Raw genomic sequence first — 19,858 nt, 5'->3', positions numbered from 1 at the left:
CAGCTAATGGCAATCGAAACTTATACCCCGCCATTGGGCTATAAAATCCTGACGCCCCTCTATGATCTCGTCATCCGGTATTTGACGCGGGAAAGCGACTGGCGTTCGACGCTGGTAAAACAGATCAATCCGCTTCCAGGCGACAGGATTTTGGATGTGGGCTGTGGGACCGGCAGCCTGCTTGCTGTTTTGGCGGAGCAGTGCCCAGAAGCCGATTTTATCGGGCTTGACCCGGACATAGCGGCACTCGAGCGCGCATCCAAAAAAATAGACAGTGCCAATATTCGGTTGATTCCGGGGTTCTTGTCAAAAGAAGCTTTGCCCAAAGGATGGCAGCCTACAAAGATAACATCCAGTTTGATGTTTCATCAGGTGGCGCTCGAAAAAAAGAACGAGATAGCCGAAATCATGCGCAGCCTGCTTATGCCCGGCGGAGAACTCCACATTGCAGATTATGCAATGCAGAAGTCACCACTGATGCGCGCTGCCTTTCGAATGACGGTGCAGCAGCTGGATGGCGTTGAAGATACGAGGCACAATGCTGAGGGTATATTGGAAAGAATATTGGTGGCACCGGGATATTTGACGGAAAAAACACAAAGTTTCGCGACAGCAACGGGTTCCATTTCACTGTTTAAAGCAAAGTTTGTCGCTTCATGAAATTTGACAAAGCGCCCGAGGTTCATATCGCCACATTCGGATTTTTCACGTCCTTCATTTGGGAAATCCTGCAAATGCCATTCTTTGATGTGGGATCGGCAGGCTATTGGCAGAGAACGCTGGGCTGTACCCGGGCAACATTTGGCGACGTGGGAATATTGGTGCTCGCCTACACGGCAGTTTCGATAATAACGCGGAACCGGAACTGGCTGCATTCTCCAAAATACTGGATGATCAGTATTTATCTACTGACCGGACTGGGGATTACGGTAATTATTGAAGCAATGGCCACCAGCGTGCCACGTGAATGGGGATGGGGCTGGCGATATAGCGAACTCATGCCTTTGGTGCCCGGTACGAATATAGGCCTTGTTCCCGTCCTTATGTGGATATTCATCCCGTTGATCACGCTTTGGTTTGCAAGGCGTCAACCGCAGCCATAACTTCCGCACATCTCAAAGGCGAAAATAGATGCAAAAAAGTTCCTATAACAAAAATAGTTTATCGCTTGCGGGTACGGTAGCCATGGGGACCGGGGTTATGATCGGTGCGGGAATCTTTGCACTGACGGGTCAGATTGCAGAATTATCCGGGCCACTCTTCCCGCTTGCCTTCCTGATTGGCGCAGTGATTAGCGGCTTTAGCGCCTATACCTATATCAAAGTATCCAATAAATATCCGTCAGCTGGCGGAATCGCTACGATCCTCAAAAAATCCTATGGGCCGTCGACTATTACTGGCGCGGCGGCGTTGATGATGGCCTTTTCGATGATCATCAACGAAAGCCTGGTTGCCAGGACTTTCGGGACTTATACGCTTCAACTGTTCGATATAGGCCGCGATTCCGTTCTGGTTTCGATACTGGCAATAGGCCTTATCATCTTCGCATTTATCGTCAACATCGCCGGTAACAAGATTATCGGTGCGATATCTGGAATCACTGCGATTCTAAAAATCGGCGGTATATTGATTTTTTCCCTCACCATTCTTTGGGCATCCGGGTTCACGTTCGAGTTTACGCAAGCTGCGCCAAGCGAAGCAACTTCGCCAACCGGCTTTATTGCCGGGATTGCACTGGCAATATTAGCGTTCAAGGGATTTACCACAATTACGAATAGCGGCGGCGAGGTCGTTGACCCCAAGAAAAACATTGGTCGCGCTATCATGATCTCATTAGGGATATGTTTGCTAGTATACATGACCGTGGCGCTCGCTGTGGGATCGACGTTGAGCATTAGCGAAATTGCCGCCGCCAAAGACTATGCTTTGGCAGAGGCGGCGCGGCCTGCTTTTGGCGACTATGGAGTATGGTTCACGGTTGCCGTTGCCATCATCGCAACAGCATCGGGTCTCCTTGCCAGCGTCTTTGCCGTATCGCGCATGCTTGCGATGCTCACAGACATGAACCTGATCCCCCATCGCCATTTTGGAATGCCCGGTGACGTGCAAAAGCACACGCTTGTCTTCACAGTTATCGCCGCGGGTCTATTAGCTGCGTTTTTTGATCTGACTCGAATAGCGTCCCTAGGAGCTATATTTTATCTGGTCATGGACATGGTTATCCATTGGGGCGTTTATCGCCATCTCAAGGATGATGTCGGCGCAAAAGCATGGGTTTTGCTTAGCGCTATCATTTTGGATTTGATTGTCCTTGGAGCATTCCTGACCATGAAAGCAGCTAGTGATCCAATGATCATTGCTATTTCTTTCGCTGGCATTGCAGGTTTTTTCGCTTTCGAGAAATATTATTTGTCCACCCGGCGTACCGATGATGAAGCCAAACCCGGCATGGAAGGGCATTCCCATTGATCTGGACAATTTTTCTTGGTCTGTCGATGTTTGGAATAACCGGATTTATCCACTTTCAAGTTATCCACCGGACGCATCAATGGCTCAAATCAACAAGCTTGGGTAAAACCCGTAAACTGGTGATTGGGCTTTATGCCGCAGCCATTGCACATATTTCGGAGGCTGGCCTTTACGCCATTGCATTTGTAGCTGGATCCAGTGCTGGTCTTGGCAGTTTTAAGCCGGCGGATATCTCATCAATGGAAATTTTCTATTTTTCATTGGTGAATTATACATCCCTTGGCCTCGGTGATATTTATCCAACCGGTCATTTGCGGTTTCTGGCAGGTATAGAATCTTTGAACGGATTTTTGCTGATCAGCTGTTCCGCATCGCTTATTTTTATATTGATGACCGAAACGGAAACTAGTCCGGCATAATAGCTGAGGCAAAGCTCCGCGAGGAAAGGCTTTTGGATGATTGAAAGAGGCATGATGAAGTACAGACAGCAAACCCGCGGAGCCAAATCGCGACTTCCTTTGCTAGTTTTTCCTGTCTTGGCGTTGCAAACCCCCGTTTTTTCGCTTCAAGCCGAACCACTCACATTCGCAGAAGCGGTCGAATTGGCAGAGACAGCGACGCCGGCAATCGAGGCCCGGTCACTCGTTGTTGAAGCGGCGCAGAGCGCCGCGATTGCGGCCGATCAACTTCCCGATCCGAAACTCAGCGTCGACATAATGGATCGGAGAATTGCTGGCCCATTCGAGATTTCTCCGCGGCCCGGTCGTGACGGATTTCCCAGGCAAAGGATCGGTATCAGCCAGGATATTCCCAATGGCGCAAAAAGACGCGCTCGTGCGGGTCAGGCGATAGCGGACATAACCGTGGCAAGAGCCAATAAGGAAGCTTTGGTTCAGGATGTGCAGCTCTATTCTGCGCTTTCCTGGATCGATCTCTATTACGCCCAGCGGCGGCTCAAAATATTGGAAGTCTTGCAGCAGAGCCTCAATGAAGTCTCGGCAACGGTTGGCGCTCGCCTTGAATCGGGGATCACCCGGCCGGCTGAGGCATTTGAGCCGGAGCTGCTGATCGCGAAACTGGCTGACCGGCGCTCGCTGCGTGCCGCCGATATTGAAAAGGCCCGGGCAATGCTCGCGCGGTGGACCGGCGTCGAAAGCCCCGAAACCCAAGGCAATCTCCCTGAATTCACCATCGACCGGGAAGCTCTTATCAGCACGATCAAGGAGCTACCCATTCTGGATATAGAGGATGCAAAAGTAGAACGGGCGGACGCCGACGTGGAACTGGCGCGTGCAAACAAGCGACCGGACTTCAGTGTGAACGCCTCTTATGTGCATCGCCGGCCGGAATATGGCGAATATGTCTCGGTCGGTGTAACGATCGATCTGCCATTATTTGCAAATAAGCGCCAGAATCCGATCATCGACGCGCGAATTTTGGAAGCCAGTGCAGCCCGGCTGGAAGCCAATGATCTGGAAAGGCAATTGCGCGCAGAGCTCTCCAGCGATCTCGCTGCAAACCGGTCTTACCGGGAAAACTGGGAACGGTCCAAAAACACGCTTTTGCCGCTGGCCAAAAAACAGGCTGAACTGGAACGGGTTAGCTACGGCGCCGGCCGCGTTGATCTGGACACCGCGCTCAATGCAGCCGTGGCTTTTGCCGAAGCAGAAATCGATCTGCTCGACCGGGAAGCAACACTGGTTCGCGACACGGTTCGCATCAAATATACTTATGAAAGGAACCAGCCATGACGCTGACATCCATCCAAGAAAATAAATGGCGCGCGCTTGTTCTTGCTGCGGTTCTGGTCGCTGGTGGTGGCGGATATTGGCTGGGCACTGGCGGGGCGGGCGAAAGCAGCGAAACCGCGGTTACGCAGGGCGACGGGGAAATCCTCTATTATTATGATCCGATGTTTCCCCAGCAAAAATTCGACAAGCCGGGCAAGTCTCCGTTCATGGATATGCAGCTTCTTCCCAAATATGCTGACGAAGGTGGTGATGGGAATATAGGAGAGCCGGGGATCAATATTGCTCCCGGAATTGCACAAAATCTGGGTATCCGCACCGCTGAGGCACTGGTTGGCAAAATTGAATCTAAGCTCCGTGTAACGGGAACAATCGAATTTAACGAACGCGATGTTGCCATTGTTCAGGCGAGGTCGGGCGGGTTTGTCCAGCGCACCTATCGCCGCGCTCCCAGCGATATTGTGCCTGCTGGCGCTCCATTGGCAGACATACTGGTGCCCGACTGGGGCGGCGCACAGGCGGAATATCTTGCGTTGGCAAGAAGCGGCAATGACCGTTTTGCAATAGCGGCAAAGGAAAGAATGCGGCTGCTGGGCATGCCGGACGATTTGATCCGCCGGGTAGCGCGAAGCGGAAGGCAACAAAGCGTTTACACGGTCTCCGCGCCGATTGGCGGAGTGATCGAAAGTTTGAGCGTGCGTCAAGGCATGACCTTGTCCGAAGGCGCGCCGCTGGCACAGATTAACGGACTGAACACGGTATGGCTAAATGTCGCCATTCCCGAAGCAAGAGCATCGGAAATCCGCGTGGGACAGCGCGCGGTGGCTGAGTTGCAAAGTTTTCCCGATATGGAATTTGCAGGTAAAGTTATCGCCATCCTTCCGTCCGCTGAAACCGAAACCAGAACGCTTACCGGTAGGATTGAACTGGCCAACAAAGGCGGCCGGCTTCGTCCAGGCATGTTCGCTACCGTAGATATGGGTGACACGGGCAGTCCCGCTATTCTGGTCCCCACCGAAGCGATTATCGCAACCGGAACGCGCAACTTGGTAATGCTAGCGAATGGCAAGGGTCGCTATCGCCCGGCAGAGGTCAAAATAGGCCGCGAAGGCGGCGGGCAAACGGAAATATTGGCCGGCCTGTCACCAGGTGAAAAAGTGATCGTTTCTGGCCAATTCCTCGTCGATTCAGAAGCAAGCCTATCGGGGATCAAAGTGCGCCCGATTGATGGTGAGCAGAAAAGCGCGCCCACAAAAATGTCCGGCTATCAAACCTCCGGCAGAATTGAAGCGATCAAAAGCGGCGCGGTCACCTTGTCGCACGAACCGGTGCCCGCCCTTAAATGGCCGGCGATGACGATGGATTTCAAACTCGCCAAACCGGGATTGTTGCGCGGCTTTAAGAAAGGCGACCGCGTGACCTTCCGCTTCATGCAAATGAAAACCGGATCAATCATCACCAGCATTAGTCGCGCAGAGGCCGGCCAATGATCGAAAAGGTCATACGCCTCAGTGTGAAAGCGCGCATATTTGTCCTGTTGATTATGGCAGCATTGCTGGCCTCGGGTATCTGGGCCGTCAGAACCATGCCAGTCGACGCCCTGCCAGACCTTTCCGATGTCCAGGTCATCATTCGCACCTCCTATCCCGGACAAGCCCCGCAGATCGTCGAAAACCAGGTAACTTATCCACTCGCGACCACGATGCTGTCGGTTCCGGGGTCACGCGCAGTACGCGGCTATTCGTTCAATGGAGACAGCTATGTCTATGTGCTGTTTGATGACAGCACCGATCTCTATTGGGCGCGTTCGCGGGTTCTGGAATATCTCAATCAGGTTCAAGCCGATCTGCCGACCGGCGTTGTCCCGACGCTTGGACCAGACGCAACCGGTGTCGGCTGGATATATGAATATGCCCTTGTCGACCGGACTGGGCGCAACGACCTGTCCCAGCTTCGCTCGTTGCAGGACTGGTTCCTCCGCTATGAATTGCAGACCATTCCCGGCGTTGCGGAAGTCGCGTCCATCGGCGGTATGATCAAACAATATCAGGTCGTGCTTGATCCTGACCGGATGGTGTCTCTGGGGATTGATCAAGACAGCGTGATCAAGGCCATCCAGAACGCCAATATGGAAGTCGGCGGTTCGATCGTGGAAATGGCTGAACGCGAATATATCGTCAGGGCCAACGGCTATCTGGAAAATCTCGATGATTTCCGTGCCATCCCATTAAAGACCGCTCGCGGCGGTGTTCCCGTCACCTTGGGCGATGTTGCGCGCATTCAGATCGGCCCCGAAATCAGACGCGGGATAGCGGAACTGAACGGTGAAGGCGAAGTGGCTGGCGGCGTCATTATCTTGCGCTCCGGTAAAAACGCCCGCGAGACGATTGCTGGCGTGAAAGAGAAGCTCGCAACTCTAAAGCAGAGCCTGCCGCCGGGCGTAGAGATTGTGACGACCTACGATCGCTCCGAACTTATCGACAAGGCGGTCGACAATCTCACGACGAAATTGCTCGAAGAATTTATCGTTGTCGCGATTGTGTGCGCATTGTTCCTTTGGCACGCCCGCTCCGCACTCGTGGCAATTTTAACCCTGCCGCTTGGAATATTGATCGCTTTTCTGGTGATGCGCTTTCAGGGAATTAACGCCAATATTATGTCGCTTGGCGGAATTGCCATTGCCATTGGCGCGATGGTCGATGCCGCCATTGTCATGATCGAGAACGCGCACAAGCATCTTGAAAAATGGCAGAATGACAACCCGGATGCCGAGATGCTGGGCGAAAAGCGATGGCAGCTGGTCGTTGACGCGGCGGTTGAAGTTGGCCCCGCGCTATTCCTCAGCCTGCTGATCATCACCTTTTCATTCCTCCCGATTTTTACCTTGGAAGGACAAGAAGGACGATTATTCTCTCCTCTGGCATTCACAAAAACCTACGCGATGGCGGGGGCTGCCATTCTCTCGATCACCTTGATACCGGTTTTGATGGGCTATTTCATTCGCGGAAAAATACCGTCCGAAGAGAAAAATCCGATCAGCCGTTTCCTCATGAAAATCTACAGGCCAGCACTCGACTGGTCACTTAAAAGCCCGAAAAAATTACTCGTGATCGCGGTGCTCATATTTGCAACAAGCGCTTGGCCGATCAGCCAGCTTGGCGGCGAGTTCATGCCGCAAATGGACGAAGGCGATTTGCTATACATGCCCAATGCCTTGCCGGGAATATCTCCGGCCAAAGCCTCCGAACTGCTTCAGCAAACCAATCGGCTGATAAAATCGGTGCCCGAAGTGGAAACAGTGTTCGGCAAGGCTGGTCGGGCCGATACAGCGACCGATCCTGCCCCGCTCACCATGTTCGAGACGACTATCCATTTCAAGCCGAAAGAAGAATGGCGCGCGGGCATGACGTCGGACAAGCTGATCGAGGAACTGGACAAAGCCGTCAGGGTTCCCGGACTGGCCAATTTCTGGATACCGCCGATCCGTAACCGTATCGAAATGCTCTCGACCGGAATCAAAAGCCCGATCGGGATCAAGGTGTCGGGTGACAACCTTGAGGCAATTGACAAGGTCGCCCAGAAAATCGAGGGCGCGGCCAAAAAGGTCGATGGTGTCAGTTCGGCCCTGGCGGAACGATTGACCGGCGGAAGTTATATCGACATTGATATCGACCGCGCCGCTGCCGCGCGTTACGGCCTCAATATTTCCGATGTCCAGTCGATCGTATCGAGTGCCATCGGGGGCAAGAATATTGGTGAAACCGTCGAAGGACTGGCCCGCTATCCAATAAGCGTCCGCTATCCGCGCGAGATACGCTCCAGTCTGGAAAACCTGCGCAATCTTCCGGTGCTGACCCCATCCTTGCAGCAGATTACCTTGGGCACCGTTGCCAACATTGATATCAGTTCGGGTCCGCCGATGCTGCGCAGTGAAAATGGTCGGCCATCCACATGGATATATGTCGATACTAGAGGCCGTGATCTCGTATCAGTGGTCGCAGACTTGCAAGCGGCGATTGGCAAGGAGGTTGATCTGCCGCCCGGCGTTAGCGTGGCCTATACTGGGCAATTCGAATATCTGCAGCGCGCAACCAATCGGCTGATGGTGGTCGTTCCTGCCACTTTGGCGATCATCTTCTTCCTGCTTTATCTTACCTTCCGCCGCTTCGATGAAGCCCTGCTCATTATGGCAACATTGCCCTTCGCATTCACCGGCGGATTATGGCTGCTCTATGCGATGGGCCTCAACCAGTCGATTGCGACTGCGGTCGGTTTTATCGCGCTTGCCGGCGTGTCGGCCGAATTTGGCGTAGTGATGCTGATTTACCTGAAACAGGCGCTGGAAGCCCGCGGCGACAAGCCGGACGCAGAGCAGGTCAAACAGGCAGTGCGCGAAGGCGCGTTGCTGCGGATCAGGCCAAAGGCGATGACCGTAGCAGTGATTCTGGCGGGCCTCTTTCCGATCTTGATAGGCGAAGGCGCTGGGTCGGAAGTGATGCGCCGGATTGCCGCTCCGATGGTCGGCGGAATGCTGAGCGCGCCCTTGCTTTCGCTATTTGTTGTGCCCGCCGCTTATTATTTGCTTCGCAGACGCGAGGCAGAAAAGCCGAAATGATTTTGACCCAAGTTCCTACATTGCATAATTTAACGACCGCAGCGGGTTCTGTTTCGCTATTCAAAACCGGAGTTGTCGTATCATGAACTTTGACAAGCAACCTGAAGTGCACATCGCGATTTTCGGCTTTATGACTTCCTTCATCTGGGAATTTCTGCAGATGCCCTTTTTTGATGTCGGGCAGGCAACCTATTGGGAGAGGACATTGGGCTGCACGCAAGCAAGTTTCGGCGACGCCGGGATCCTGCTCGTCGCCTATTCGCTCGTCTCTTTGCTTAAACGAAATAGATACTGGATGTTCGATCCAAAGATCTGGATGTTGGGGGTCTATTTGGGAACGGGTCTGACAATCACGCTAGTCATCGAAATATTCGCGACGAAGGTGCCGCGCGACTGGGATTGGGGTTGGCGCTATAGCGACCTTATGCCGGTCATACCGTTTGTAGATGTCGGCCTGATCCCCATTGTGATGTGGATTGTGATACTGTCGATCACACTCTGGTTCGCGAGAAGGCAGCCCCAAGTAGACAGGAAAGATCCATGACTGATAAAAAAGACGCCGAGCTATATCGCGACCCTTATCGTGCGCTTTCCCGCTGGGACAATGAAGGTGGCGCACAATCCGAGCAGAAGAACCGGACATCGGAAGATCCGCACATAGGTAACGCCGAACTCGTCCAGCTTAGAGTTCGCGTTATCGCACTGGAGAATATCGTGCTGGCTCTGCTTTCGGAAAGCCCAGATAAAACCCATGAAAAAGTTCGTGCATTGGCAGAACTTATTTCACCCAGGGAGGATGCAACACAACATCCTCTGACAACGGAAGCGGCATCGCACATGAGCCGTTTTGCGGACCGGGCAGCGCGATTTAAAAATAATGGACAGAAGATCATAGAGGACGCTCCTTGAGAACTGTTGAAAAAACTACGTCCTACAAAGCTGGAAGCCTGTCATTGGCGGGGACGGTAGCAATGGGCACCGGTGTGATGATCGGTGCCGGAATATTTGCTCTGACCGGGCAGGTTGCGGAGTTATCCGGCCCATTATTCCCGCTGGCTTTCCTTATTGCCGCCGTGATCAGCGGATTTAGCGCATATACCTATATCAAGGTGTCCAATAAATATCCTTCCGCAGGCGGCACCGCCTTGATCCTGCAAAAGGCCTGTGGACCGGCGACAGTGACCGGGGCTACTGCGCTAATGATGGCTTTGGCCCAGCATTTGAGCTATTTCATAGAAGGCTAAGGTCTATATTTATCCGAAAACGAGTCAGTATTTCTAATATTTATTGCGATTCAACAGGTCCATTGCTAGTGACACCGAAATGTTCGCTCGATTATTCCTGATGTTGATAGCTATCGCTCTTGTTTTCGGGAGTGTTCATGCTGGTCCGGGATTGGTTGATCATCATGACGATCACGACAGTGCCAGTCTCGCTTTTAACCATCACCACGATAGTAATATATCCTCGGCGGAGTTGGATATAGCGATGACCAGTGATTCCAGTGAGCGAGATGATAGCCGCGATCTAAAAGGTGATACGCATCAGCATTTTTCGCCTACGGCAGTTGAGGTTGACGGTAGCAAAATTGAAGCCACCGCTTTTGATGACCGTGGTTTGGTCTTTGCGGCTGCCCCGGCTTTCATGCGGTCTGTGACGCAGAAGCCACTCATCGAGCCCCCTTTAGCCTGATCTATTAGTCGCAGCGTGCAGCTTTCTGCGCGCTGTAATTGTTATGGATCAGGAGTTTACAACAAATGTTAAGATATTCACGTGCCGCCTTTCTGGCGGGTGCGTTGCTTGTGACCGGTGCACCAAGCCTTGCGGAAACCGTTTCGCTCAATCAGGCTGTTGCAAAAGCGCTTGAGGCAGCGCCGTTATTGCGCGCCGAGGAAGCTGCGATTGCAGCGGCGCGCGCTGGAAAGGTGCAAGCTGACGTTCGTCCCAATCCATCGGTTACCGTAGAAGCAGAAAATTTTGTCGGCACCGGCCCCTATAGCATACTGCGCCAGGCGGAGGTCACTGCCACCTATAATCAATCGATTGAACGCGGCGGCAAGCGGGCGGCACGCGTTGCCCTGGCTGAACGGGAAATCGGTGTGGCCAGTGCCTCTGCCGAAGTCACCCGGCTGGAACTCGCCGCCGCTGTGCAGCGATCGTTTCTGGATATTTTGATAGCCCAGCAAATCGAGGCCATCGCAAAGCAGCAGTTATCCATTGAAGAGGGCTTGCAGAGTGAAGCCTTACGGCGGGTGCGCGGATACAAGGACCCGCTATTTGTAGAAACGCGGGCTGCGGCACGAGTGGCGCAGGCCCAGATCGCAGTGGAACAATCTCAGGCACAACTGCGCAATGCGCGCAACGCTCTGGCCTCTTTTTGGGGCGGCAATGGCGATGATCTTGATGTGGTCGGAGAATTGGTGCTTGGCGGCAATCAAAAGATCGAACTGGCAGAGGCTGATCAAGCACTCGAAGAAGCCAGGGTGGCGCGGGCAAGCGCAGCGGTTATGGTGGAACAAACCCGCAAGACCCAGGATTATACCGTCAATGGCGGCACGCGTTTTATCAAGGGAAGCAATGATATTGCGCTGGTTGCCGGGATTACCATACCGCTGGGGCGTTTTGATCGCAATCAAGGCAATATCGAACGCGCGCGCGCCGAACGCTTGCGTCTTGAACTGACGGCAGAGGCCAACCGGTTAGACCGATTACGCAGACGGGCAAGTCTCGGAGCAGAAGCAGACCGTGCGCTTAGCCGTGCGGAAGCAATCAAGTCCGAAGTTTATCCGCGCGTAGCGAAGACTTTGGCGCAGGTGCGCGAGGGTTATAATCGCGGCGGTTTCAGCTTTCGGGACATGCAAGATGCAGCCGACGCGATCATCGTGGCGCAGGACAACTGGTTAACCGCCATGATCGAATATCGCGATCTCCAAACCGAAATAGACCGGCTCACCGGGCGCTTTGACGCGTCTGTTGCTGCAATCAATGAAGGATTTACAAAGCCATGAAGACGAACTGGAAAATTGGTGCAGCGATGGCGGTATTGCTTCTTGTGCCGATGGCCGCATGTAGCACAGATGCACCGAGTGAAGCGGGCAAAGGTGAGGCAGCCGAAGAAGAAAAAGGCCCTCATCGCGGCAAGATGCTTCGTGACGGCGATTTCGCGGTCGAAATGACGGTATTTGAAGACGGTGTGCCGCCGGAATTTCGTGTCTATCCGACAAGCGATGGCAAGCCTGTAGACCCGAAGTCTGTCAAGCTTACCGTAACGCTGAAACGATTGGATGGTGAAGTTGAAAAATTCACCTTCAAGCCGGAGAAAGATTATCTGGTCGGTCAGGGCACAGTGATTGAACCCCATAGCTTTGATGTGCAGGTTGTCGCCGCTTCCGGCGGGAAACGCCATGTCTGGAAATATTCAAGTCCCGAAGGTCAGACGAAAATAAACGCATCTGCCGCAAAAGATGGCGGGATTGAAATTGAAACCGTTGGACCACAATCGATCAGCGATATTCGTGAAGTGGAGGGCGTCGTCCAACTGGACCCGGCTGCGACCTCGGAAATCAGAGCGCAATTCCCCGGCAAAGTGATGCAAGTGACAAAAGCGGTCGGCGATTACGTCAAGAAGGGCCAGTTACTGGCGCGGATTGAATCGAGTGAATCGCTGCAAATCTATCCGGTCTATTCGCCTGTCAGTGGCGTGGTTGCAGAGCGCAACGCCAATGTCGGCAATGTTGCCTATGACCAGCCTATATATGTCATCACTGATCCAGGCAGCACGAGCGTCGTCTTCAATATCTTCCCGCGTGATCTGGGCACAATCCGGCCTGGCCAGAAAATCATCATTGAGACGCTTGATGGCAAGCCGGTCGCTGATTCGGTTCTCGGAGGCTATTTGCCCGAAGGCAATTCGGCAGCAGGGACGGCGCTGGTTCGCGCGCGTCTGCCGAACCGCGATGGACGCTGGCGTCCCGGTATTGCTCTGCACGGACGTGTGGTGGTGAACGCAGTGACAGTGCCGCTGGCGGTTCGGACAGAGGCGTTGCAGCCGTTTCGGGATTTCACCGTGGTCTATGCCAATTTTGGTGAAATTTACGAAGTGCGCATGCTCGAACTTGGCCGCAAATCCTCTGAATGGACTGAGGTTCTGGGCGGCATCAAGCCTGGCACCAAATATGTCGCAAAAGGATCATTCCTCATTCGGCAGGACATTGAAAAGTCCGGCGCATCTCACGATCACTAATGGGAAACCAAACCATGCTCGCTAGAATAATAGGCTTCTCGATCGCGCAGCGCTGGCTTGTGCTCGCCGTTGTCGTGATACTGATGGCGATTGGTGTGTGGAGCGCCACGCGCCTGCCCATTGACGCTGTGCCCGATATCACCAATGTTCAGGTCCAGATAAACACCGAGGCCGAGGGTTTTTCTCCTCTTGAGGCAGAACAACGCGTTACCTATCCGATTGAAACGGCGCTCGCAGGCATTCCGAAGCTGGACTATACTCGTTCGGTTTCGCGCTACGGCCTGAGCCAGGTAACAGTCGTTTTTGAGGACGGCACCGATGTCTATTTTGCCCGGCAGCTGGTGAACGAGCGCCTTCAGGCGGCCAAGTCACAATTGCCGCCGAACATCGAACCGCAAATGGGACCTACCGCGACCGGACTTGGCGAGATTTTCATGTATTCGGTTACGCCCAAAAAGGGCGCAAGAAAATCCGATGGTTCAGAGTGGACGCCGACCGATTTACGCACCTTGCATGACTGGGTAGTGCGCCCACAGATGCGCAATGTTCGAGGGGTGGCCGAGATCAACACTGTTGGCGGCTACACCAAACAATATCATGTGACCCCTAATGCCGAGCAACTGGCGTCGCTGGGCATATCGCTGACCGATGTGGTCGATGCGCTGGAAGCGAATAATGCCAATGCCGGTGCAGGCTATGTAGAGCGGGCGGGCGAGCAAGTCCTGATCCGGATACCGGGCCGTGTCGAAGATCAGGATGATCTGTCGCAGATAATCGTCGCAAAACGCGGCGGGATACCTATTCGTATTGGCAATATTGCCGAAGTCGTAATCGGTTCCGAATTACGCAACGGCGCAGCAACGGAAAACGGCAAGGAGATCGTGCTTGGCACGGTCTATATGCTCACCGGCAGCAATCCGCGCATTGTCGCTCAGGCCGCCGCAGAAAAGCTGGAGGAGGTGAACCGATCGCTTCCCGCTGGAGTGCAGGCCGTGCCGCTCTATGATCGGACAGAATTGGTCGAGCGGACCATTGCAACGGTTGAGACAAACCTCCTCGAAGGCGCGCTGCTTGTAATTGTCATCCTGTTTCTGCTTCTCGGTAATGTTCGTGCTGCGCTGATTACCGCAGCGGTCATACCGATTTCCATGCTGATGACGCTATCCGGCATGGCGGCAGGGCGTGTGTCCGCCAACCTGATGAGCCTTGGCGCCCTAGATTTTGGTTTGATCGTCGACGGCGCCGTGATCATTGTGGAAAACTGCCTCAGACGGCTGGGGGAAGCACAGCATAAAGCTGGTCGCCTGCTTGACCGTGACGAACGTTTTCAACTGGTTGCCCGCGCCAGCAGCGAAGTCATCCGACCGTCGATATTTGGTGTTATCATCATTACCGTTGTCTATTTGCCGATCTTCGCGCTGACCGGGATTGAAGGCAAAACTTTCCACCCCATGGCAATAACCGTCATGCTTGCGCTTACTGCGGCGCTTTTGCTTTCGCTGACCTTCGTGCCAGCAGCGATTGCCATGTTCGTTACCGGCAAGGTTGAGGAGAAAGAGAACCGCGTCATGTCTTGGATGCGCAAAGGCTATGCGCCATTGCTCGACTGGTCCATGCCCAAGGGTAAAATCCTGATCGCCGGGGCGGCTTTGCTGGTTGCGGTCAGCGGATGGGGCGCAACGCGTCTGGGGTCGGAGTTTATCCCGAACCTCGATGAGGGCGACATTGCCATGCACGCGCTACGCATCCCTGGCACCAGCCTGAGCCAGGCGATCCAGATGCAACGCTCGCTGGAAAAACGGATTAGCGAGTTTCCTGAAGTCGAGCGGGTATTTGCCAAAATCGGGACCGCCGATGTGGCAACCGATCCGGTGCCGCCATCGGTTGCCGATAATTTCATCATGCTCAAAGACCGCAAGGATTGGCCCGACCCGCGGAAACCTCGCGAAAAGCTGGTCGAGGAATTGAACGCAGCGGTGCAGCAGATTCCGGGCAATAATTATGAATTTACCCAGCCTGTGCAGATGAGGCTCAACGAACTGATTGCGGGTGTCCGCGCCGATGTTGCGGTCAAACTGTTCGGAGAGGATCTGGATCAACTGCTCGAAACGGGCGCTGAAATTGAATCGATCGTGGAATCGATACCCGGCGCGCAGGATACCAAACTGGAACAGGTGACGGGGCTTCCCGTTCTGTCGGTGACGCCGCGCCGCGAACTTCTGGCCCGTTATGGCATAAATATCAGCGATGTGCAGGATGCAGTGGCGACCGCTACCGGCGGGCGCAATGCGGGTCAGGTTTTTGAGGGTGACCGGCGCTTTGACGTCGTCGTTCGCTTGCCAGAAGAAATCCGCATCGATATTGAGCGGCTTGGCCGTTTGCCAATCCCGATTACGAGTGGAGGTAGCGGTGAATTCGTGCCCTTGTCAGAAATTGCCAATATTGAACTGTCCGTTGGTCCTAACCAGATCAGTCGGGAAAATGGGAAACGCCGCGCGGTTGTTACCGCCAATGTTCGCGGACGCGATTTGGGATCGTTCATCACCGAACTGAGGTCAAAGATCGATAGCGATGTCGCACTGCCGGAAACCTATTATGTTCAATATGGCGGGACATTTGAACAGCTTCAGTCAGCAGCCACAAGATTGCAGATTGTCGTGCCTATGGCGCTCCTGCTTATCTTTGGCTTGTTGTTCATGCTGTTTCGTTCGACCCGTGACGCTGCCATCGTGTTTTCCGGAGTGCCCTTGGCGCTGACCGGAGGCGTAGCGGCGCTAGCCCTACGAGATATTCCGATGTCAATTTCAGCAGGAGTTGGTTTCATCGCCTTATCGGGCGTGGCGGTGCTCAATGGTGTCGTGATGCTATCCTTCATCCGCGATTTGCGGGAGCGCGGCATGGCGTTGGAGGAAGCTATTCGCGAAGGTGCGCTCACCCGGCTTCGTCCTGTGCTGATGACCGCGCTGGTGGCATCGCTCGGCTTTGTGCCGATGGCTCTGAACGTCGGGGCCGGATCCGAAGTGCAACGCCCGCTTGCCACTGTCGTAATCGGAGGAATTATTTCCTCGACCATCCTGACGCTGATTGTGCTGCCTGCATTATACAGGCTGATCCACGGACGCGCCGAAAGAAGAGAGAAGAATATGCAAGCAGAACCAGCAACATGAGGCAGTCTATGAAAATATCCGGATATAAATTTTCGGTCCAGGCTTTTTTAGGCATGCTATTGTGCATGGCCTTCGCGACCACTGCTGACGTGACCCCCGACTCTCATCCAGTTGCGATTGGAGTCTCGGCATCGTTGTTGCGCATGAGCGCGGGTTGAGCAATGGTCTGCGCAGCGGAGCCCGTAGGGCGTAGCGAAGCTGGCCATTGCTTATTCAGTTCAGCGGCGAATGCCGCCGGGGTGGCATATCCGAGCGAGGAGTGTGGTCGTCCGGTGTTGTAATCTTTGGCCCATGCGGTGACCTTCTCGCGGGCATGTCCCATGCTCATGAACAGTCTCTCATTGAGCAGCTCGTCACGCATCCGCCCGTTGAAGCTCTCGACGAAGGCATTCTGGGTCGGCTTGCCGGGAGCGGTGTAGTGCCATTCGACCCCGGCTTCTCTGCACCAGGCCAGCACTGCGTTCGAGGTCAGCTCGGTACCATTGTCGCTGACGATCATGCCGGGCCTGCCGCGCTCCGCAATGAGGTCGGTCAACTCGCGGACGACCCGCTTGCCCGAGATCGATGTATCAGGGACCGCACGGAGGCATTCGCGGGTTACGTCATCGACAATGTTGATGGACCCTGACTGCTTCGCAAAGCCATTCGCATCCACAGCTGATTTCTACCAAAATCCTTATCTGCGCTGGCTTCCCATTGAGACTATCGGACGGAACCCCTGAGCCCTGTTTGGATGGGCGGTCAGCAGTAGTCAAAAAACTGCTAGCATTGTTCATGATCAGGCAAAATTGAACAAATGGGTTCGAAATTGCTGCTAATATACCAACGGCGTTGCCCATGCCATTTTGCTGAGCACCCGAAGGTCATCGGGAAGGATCGGGTCATAAGGTGCGTCGTATCGAAAAGACGCTTTTTTTGTCCACTTGTTAACATGCTTGCCCCCGACGAACCGCGTCAGCGAAATGCTGCCCCACCGTGCACCAAAGGGCCCATATGCTATTCCGGGTGGCGGCCAAAAATAGGCGCCGGAATACATGGTGCCTTGTAGACCAGTAAGAGACCGAGTGACAAAGCAAACGGTCCCCCCTCAAACTTTCGAACTTCGCTTTCTTTCATAGGGAGGTAATCCGAATAGCGTCGCTTCCCAATCTCCACGCTTCATGCTGATCAGATTTGCTTCCTCGTCAGACCATTCCAGCGACAGCACTTTTCCCAATTCTGGGAGCCATAGATCGAGAAGATTATCGAGCCGTTCTTTCGCGTTTGCGCGGAGCAATGCACTGAGATAGCTCGGTGCAGCAACATCGTCTGTTATGAGTGGATTGAAGCGTGTGTTCAAGCTGGCCTCCCAATCGCTCGTCTTGATGGTCAGCCTCCTCACACCGCTTTGGTCATCCCAGCATCGCTCGGCAGATTTCGAATTTACGATTATATCCCGAATTTTCAAAGCGCGGTCTAAACGTTTCATAACAATTCCCTTTGTTCACCGTTTATTGAGGTGGGCAGCTTTCGAGTCATGAGGCTGAAAGAGCTTGGCCGAATTTTTTTTCACCACCGTCATCGACAAGGCAAATAGCCCTCAACTGTATTCCCAACCCGCATTCACAGCTCGCCCCAGGGGTCTTAATCCTCAGGCAGCTGTTCTTGCCGCGGTTCCGCTCATGCGCGGCTGCCATATCTCGGCCTCGGGGCATGCCGGAAAGATAGCGGAGTGCGGCGGTTTATGCACAACCAATCCCCAAGCCGGTGGGGTGATAGCACCTATTTGTCATGATAGCTTTGAAGTTGAGCCCTTAGAGCTTGGCGATAATTGCACTCCTTATAACGATTCGGATCATATCTCATATGGGAATAGGTACCCTCTGCACCTACCGGGGTCTGCCCGAAGGTCCGCTATCCATATAACTCGTGTGATCTGTCGAGCTCTCTGGCTGTCCAAAAACGACCTGTCCCGCGGGAGTAAAAAAAGCAAGGTTGCTCAATTTCTATTCGATGATAATCTTTGCCATCGTACATTTTCCTAATGTCCCTTATTATAATTTCGGAGGTAAGAAAGGGATGCTCAATTAGCGCGGTAATGGCTTTTCCAGGCAAGGATTCACGCAGAGTGCTGGGAATTTCCAGATCGTATATGTCAATGTAACCGTCATGCCATTTTAGGCGAGCATCAGAAGAATCGGTTGCCTCAAGATACAACCGGCCGCACTTTACCTTATAATCCGGATGCAGATCGGGCTCTCGAAGTATGGGAAGATAGTCCTCCGGCCGTGCCTTGATGCTGCCATCAAGCAATAGTGAATTCATTGCTATAAGATCGATGAAGCCGTCCGCTCCATGCCTTTCCAGACGCGCCTTTGCCTGCGTTCTTGTTTTCATTTCCGCATGCAGCTCCCTCACTGCAGCTACCGCCTCACCCGGATACCAGCCTTCGATATCCATATCCTCTCCAAGAAGATATTCATTCAAGCAGCTGATCGTTATTTGAACTGGGCCGTCGACTGAGTCCTGCCAGTATGGTTCTTTTTTTATTCGTAGGTCGACAAGATCAATGTGCGCGTCGCCATCGTTCGACCATTGCTCGAATAATTTGTTGAGCTCTGATCGGAGGTCATCAAACTTATCGGTAAGTTTTCCGAAACCAAAACGCGCACACCAGCTAACGAATAGGGAAACTAATTCTGCGGCCTCATCAGAGGCTTCTGCCAGGGTTTCTGGGATCGGCATGGGGCGCATATAAGATTGTGAATCGACTTCCAAGATCACCCCTCCTGGCAGTTCGATTTCTATTTCACATTCGAAGTGAGAATCACGATCAAAGCTATCGATAGAAAGGATTCTGGGACCGTTATCGCCGTATACGCTGAAAGCAGCCGTCACCTTTTCAAAAACAGCGGCAGATACAGGTGTGTGTTTGCTTTGGTTGTCAGTAGCATCCCACTTTTCCGACTGTATGTTTTCTCTATGCCAACCGTCCGCGGTTTGGCGCACCAATCTAATCAATTTTGTCATGATAGTCCCTTTAAGCCAGATTATTTGGTCGAACTGGCAGATTGCTGGCATCAAGCGCTGCAGGCCCATTTGTCAGGATAAACGATGTTATTTTCATCGTATAAGTAATAATATTACGGCGGCGACGAGGCCGCTCCCACAGAACGAGGCCAAAAACGCGGACGTCGTAACCCGGCCAAGCGCATTGGGGCTGAGCGTATACCGCCATGCTGCCGAGCCAGGTTCGGGATCGAGTTTCAGGATTGGCGCCGGCTTTTTCCGGGCCTCTTTTGCATATTCTCTTGCTTCCTGGAGCGCGTATAGAGTTAAATTTGCGTCACTGCGCAATTCCTTGACGTACACTTCAACAGCCTCTGCATGCATTCTCAAGCTGACCAGGCTAGCCTCCAATTCCTCCATTGCTTGTCCAAGGCTGCTGGCAATACGAAATGGGCTTGCCGGGTCTTGAAGAAGAACTTTTGTGAGCATGTGAACCAGAACCGCTGCAAGCACGATCACGGGATCTTTTTCATCAATATGTTCCGAAATGCCTGTCCCCCGTCAGCATTCAATAGACAGACTGGCTGCATGAAATAAGTGAGTGTTTTGGTTTCATTGCAGTGACTGT

The 19,858-nt window shown here is 53.4% G+C and carries 17 protein-coding genes and 1 pseudogene; 14 read left to right on the top strand and 4 right to left on the bottom strand.

Features of this window, described 5'->3' with window-relative positions:
- The first annotated feature begins 6 nt into the window (after window positions 1-6).
- From V7650_RS12195 to V7650_RS12130, 14 genes are all read left to right on the top strand, one after another.
- Window positions 7-660 carry a class I SAM-dependent methyltransferase gene (locus V7650_RS12195; protein ID WP_335656521.1) on the top strand — a complete coding sequence of 218 codons (654 nt, stop codon included), beginning with the start codon at window positions 7-9 and terminating at the stop codon, window positions 658-660.
- Entirely contained in the window at window positions 657-1,103 is a 447-nt protein-coding gene (locus tag V7650_RS12190) for a hypothetical protein (RefSeq protein WP_335656520.1), read from the top strand. The genes V7650_RS12195 and V7650_RS12190 overlap by 4 nt, the downstream gene beginning before the upstream one ends.
- Before the next feature lie 28 nt (window positions 1,104-1,131).
- Window positions 1,132-2,469 (top strand): APC family permease, encoded by a 1,338-nt coding sequence (locus tag V7650_RS12185; RefSeq protein ID WP_335656519.1) that lies wholly within the window; start codon window positions 1,132-1,134, stop codon window positions 2,467-2,469.
- Window positions 2,466-2,888: an ion channel gene (locus tag V7650_RS12180; RefSeq protein ID WP_335656518.1), complete on the top strand. Its 423-nt coding sequence runs from the start codon at window positions 2,466-2,468 to the stop codon at window positions 2,886-2,888. Before V7650_RS12185 ends, V7650_RS12180 begins: the two co-directional genes overlap by 4 nt.
- Window positions 2,889-2,924: 36 nt before the next feature.
- Window positions 2,925-4,220 (top strand): TolC family protein, encoded by a 1,296-nt coding sequence (locus V7650_RS12175; protein ID WP_442955292.1) that lies wholly within the window; start codon window positions 2,925-2,927, stop codon window positions 4,218-4,220.
- Window positions 4,217-5,707, top strand: a complete 1,491-nt coding sequence (locus tag V7650_RS12170; protein WP_335656517.1) for an efflux RND transporter periplasmic adaptor subunit — start codon at window positions 4,217-4,219, stop codon at window positions 5,705-5,707. The genes V7650_RS12175 and V7650_RS12170 overlap by 4 nt, the downstream gene beginning before the upstream one ends.
- A complete protein-coding gene (locus tag V7650_RS12165) occupies window positions 5,704-8,832 on the top strand; it encodes an efflux RND transporter permease subunit (protein WP_335656516.1) in 3,129 nt (1,042 codons plus the stop codon). The genes V7650_RS12170 and V7650_RS12165 overlap by 4 nt, the downstream gene beginning before the upstream one ends.
- 82 nt (window positions 8,833-8,914) lie before the next feature.
- Window positions 8,915-9,376: a hypothetical protein gene (locus V7650_RS12160; protein WP_335656515.1), complete on the top strand. Its 462-nt coding sequence runs from the start codon at window positions 8,915-8,917 to the stop codon at window positions 9,374-9,376.
- Window positions 9,373-9,741 carry a hypothetical protein gene (locus V7650_RS12155; protein WP_335656514.1) on the top strand — a complete coding sequence of 123 codons (369 nt, stop codon included), beginning with the start codon at window positions 9,373-9,375 and terminating at the stop codon, window positions 9,739-9,741. The genes V7650_RS12160 and V7650_RS12155 overlap by 4 nt, the downstream gene beginning before the upstream one ends.
- On the top strand, window positions 9,738-10,076 hold the full coding sequence (locus V7650_RS12150; RefSeq protein WP_335656513.1) for a hypothetical protein: 339 nt from the start codon (window positions 9,738-9,740) through the stop codon (window positions 10,074-10,076). The genes V7650_RS12155 and V7650_RS12150 overlap by 4 nt, the downstream gene beginning before the upstream one ends.
- A 79-nt stretch (window positions 10,077-10,155) precedes the next feature.
- Window positions 10,156-10,524: a hypothetical protein gene (locus V7650_RS12145; RefSeq protein WP_335656512.1), complete on the top strand. Its 369-nt coding sequence runs from the start codon at window positions 10,156-10,158 to the stop codon at window positions 10,522-10,524.
- Between the two features lie 65 nt (window positions 10,525-10,589).
- Window positions 10,590-11,840 carry a TolC family protein gene (locus tag V7650_RS12140; protein WP_335656511.1) on the top strand — a complete coding sequence of 417 codons (1,251 nt, stop codon included), beginning with the start codon at window positions 10,590-10,592 and terminating at the stop codon, window positions 11,838-11,840.
- A complete protein-coding gene (locus V7650_RS12135) occupies window positions 11,837-13,075 on the top strand; it encodes an efflux RND transporter periplasmic adaptor subunit (protein ID WP_335656510.1) in 1,239 nt (412 codons plus the stop codon). Before V7650_RS12140 ends, V7650_RS12135 begins: the two co-directional genes overlap by 4 nt.
- A 14-nt stretch (window positions 13,076-13,089) precedes the next feature.
- Window positions 13,090-16,242 carry an efflux RND transporter permease subunit gene (locus V7650_RS12130; protein WP_335656509.1) on the top strand — a complete coding sequence of 1,051 codons (3,153 nt, stop codon included), beginning with the start codon at window positions 13,090-13,092 and terminating at the stop codon, window positions 16,240-16,242.
- Window positions 16,243-16,345: 103 nt separating this feature from the next.
- On the opposite strand, the pseudogene V7650_RS12125 reads toward V7650_RS12130, so the two are convergent.
- From V7650_RS12125 to V7650_RS12110, 4 genes and pseudogenes are all read right to left on the bottom strand, one after another.
- Window positions 16,346-16,861 (bottom strand): annotated as a pseudogene (locus V7650_RS12125) (integrase core domain-containing protein); the annotation flags it as partial.
- Window positions 16,862-17,329: 468 nt separating this feature from the next.
- The gene (locus V7650_RS12120; protein WP_335656508.1) at window positions 17,330-17,710 is read right to left on the bottom strand and encodes a hypothetical protein; all 381 of its coding nucleotides are present in this window, start codon (window positions 17,708-17,710) and stop codon (window positions 17,330-17,332) included.
- A gap of 425 nt (window positions 17,711-18,135) precedes the next feature.
- Entirely contained in the window at window positions 18,136-19,251 is a 1,116-nt protein-coding gene (locus V7650_RS12115; RefSeq protein ID WP_335656507.1) for a hypothetical protein, read from the bottom strand.
- 93 nt (window positions 19,252-19,344) lie between these two features.
- Window positions 19,345-19,743, bottom strand: a complete 399-nt coding sequence (locus V7650_RS12110) for a hypothetical protein (protein WP_335656506.1) — start codon at window positions 19,741-19,743, stop codon at window positions 19,345-19,347.
- Window positions 19,744-19,858: the final 115 nt, after the last annotated feature.

The organism is Parasphingorhabdus sp., from assembly GCF_036964565.1.
Taxonomy (GTDB): domain Bacteria; phylum Pseudomonadota; class Alphaproteobacteria; order Sphingomonadales; family Sphingomonadaceae; genus Parasphingorhabdus.
This window is presented reverse-complemented; position numbering and strand designations above follow the sequence as displayed.